The organism is Collinsella aerofaciens, from assembly GCF_015552075.1.
GTDB lineage: Bacteria > Actinomycetota > Coriobacteriia > Coriobacteriales > Coriobacteriaceae > Collinsella > Collinsella aerofaciens_Y.
Map to the genome: position 1 here is coordinate 1 of NZ_JADNDZ010000044.1, position 1,931 is coordinate 1,931.

The 1,931-nt window shown below is 54.9% G+C and carries 1 protein-coding gene; it reads left to right on the top strand.

Translation table 11 applies throughout. The features are described 5' to 3' along the window. Positions 1 to 203 precede the first annotated feature (203 nt). On the top strand, positions 204 to 1,328 hold the full coding sequence (locus I2D41_RS02845; protein WP_195363478.1) for an aminotransferase: 1,125 nt from the start codon (positions 204 to 206) through the stop codon (positions 1,326 to 1,328). Positions 1,329 to 1,931 lie beyond the last annotated feature (603 nt).

A 1,931-nucleotide genomic window follows, 5' to 3' on the forward strand; every position in this document is an offset into this window, starting at 1 on the left:
GGCCGCGGCGGCCCGCGCTGCATGAGCATGCCCTTCTGGCGCGAGGACCTCTAAGGTCTTCAAGGACCCGTACAGGTCATAATACATACATCTAGCTGCCATTAGATGTCTCCCATTGGGGCGGTGCGGGTTTTCGCACCGCCCCAATCTTGTATGAGGAACGTCAACACGATTGGATGACTGCTTTTGTAAGGAGCTTGGCCATGGACATCAAGACGATTGGCGTTGAGGAATGGCTCAACGTTTGGGAGAAGAGCGCCACGTGGGACATCGCCCAGTCGACGATCTCGTCGCTCACCATGGGCGAGCTGCGCGCGCTCGATGAACAGGACGGCGCCACGTTCTACGAGCGCCTGGACCGCGAGAAGATGAACTACGGCTGGATCGAGGGCTCGCCGGAGTTTAAGGCCGAGGTTGCCAAGCTGTATCGTCGGGAGGTCAATCCCGATCACATTCTGCAGACCAATGGCTGCACGGGCGCTAACCTCAACGCCATCATGGCTGTGGTCGAGCCCGGCGACCATGTTATCGCCGAGTGGCCCACCTACGCGCCGCTCTACGAGATTCCGCGCACGCTGGGCGCCGAGGTCGAGTATTGGGAGCTTCGCGAGGAACTCGGCTGGAAGCCCGATATCGAGGAACTCAAGCGCTTGGTGCGTCCCAACACCAAGCTTATCTGCATAAACAACGCATCTAACCCCATCGGTACGGTGCTCGATGCCGATATGCTCGGCCAGATTGCCGAGATCGCCCGCTCGGTGGGCGCCTACGTGCTGTGCGACGAGGTATATCTGCCGCTCGAAAACACTGAGTCCTTTATGTCGATGGTCGACGTGTACGAGAGGGCCATTGTCACCAACTCGTTGTCGAAGACCTATTCGACACCTGCGGCCCGCGTGGGCTGGGTCCTGGCCGACAAAGAGGTGTCCAACCGCATCCGTACCTATCGCGATTACACAATGATCTGCGGCGGCGTGTTCAACGATGCTCTGGCGACCTATGTGCTTGAGCACAAGGATAAGATTCTCGAGCGCAATCGCAAGATCGTGTTTGGCAACCGCGATATCGCGCAGGCTTGGATCGATACGCAGCATCGCGTTTCCTGGACGGCCCCGCAGGGCGTGTCCACCTCGTTTATCCAGCTGGATATTCCCGAGGATGACGAGGAGTTCTGCAGGCGCCTGCTGTCCGAGAGGGGAGTGCTGCTGGTCCCCGGTAGCCGTTTTGAGCTTCCCTGCGGCGCACGCCTGGGCTACTGCGCGAGCGAGGACGTTCTGCGCGAGGGCCTGAGGCTTTTGGGCGAGGCACTGGCGGAGTTCGATCGCTAGGATTCCGATGGTCTTCGGGGGCCTTATCCAAATTAGCCGAAGATAATCGAAAACGGACCCGTTTCCCTAGTGAAGCGGGTCCGTTTTTCTATACCGAGAAGTCAAGTTGTTACAAATGGGGCCGTAAAGCGAGGCGGTATCCGCTGGGCCTTATACTGAGTTTCCGGTGAACGGTATCAAGCGTCTGGTAAACGGTAATTTATTTATCAGAAATGAATAGGACAAACTTTTTTCTGAATAAAAATGAAAATGGTTGAGACGCGGTGTGAACCGCTAATTCTATTCATAGCTTTATTGGAAATATGCAATTTGAGGATGGTTTAACAAAGTTTAGTTCCATTTGATTTTAGGATTAAAACGCGTTTAAGCACGTAAATACGCTTTATTAAGATGAAGTGTGCCATGCGTGAAGTATATGTGTATGCCGTTCACCCCCTATAAAAAACCGTTCGGGGGCAAGGTGGAAGTATGAGCTGATTTTGGATATAAATATGTCGTCAGCAATAACGCCTCACACGGAGGGGCGCTAACGAATCGGCCCTGACAAGGGCCCGAAAGAAAGGTAGGAGGCCATGACGAAAGGTCTGCACGTGCCTTCCGAGA

Coding starts and splice junctions, on each gene's coding strand:
- I2D41_RS02845 (WP_195363478.1), top strand. CDS start 204: ATGGACATCAAGACGATTGGCGTTGAGGAATGGCTCAACGTTTGGGAG.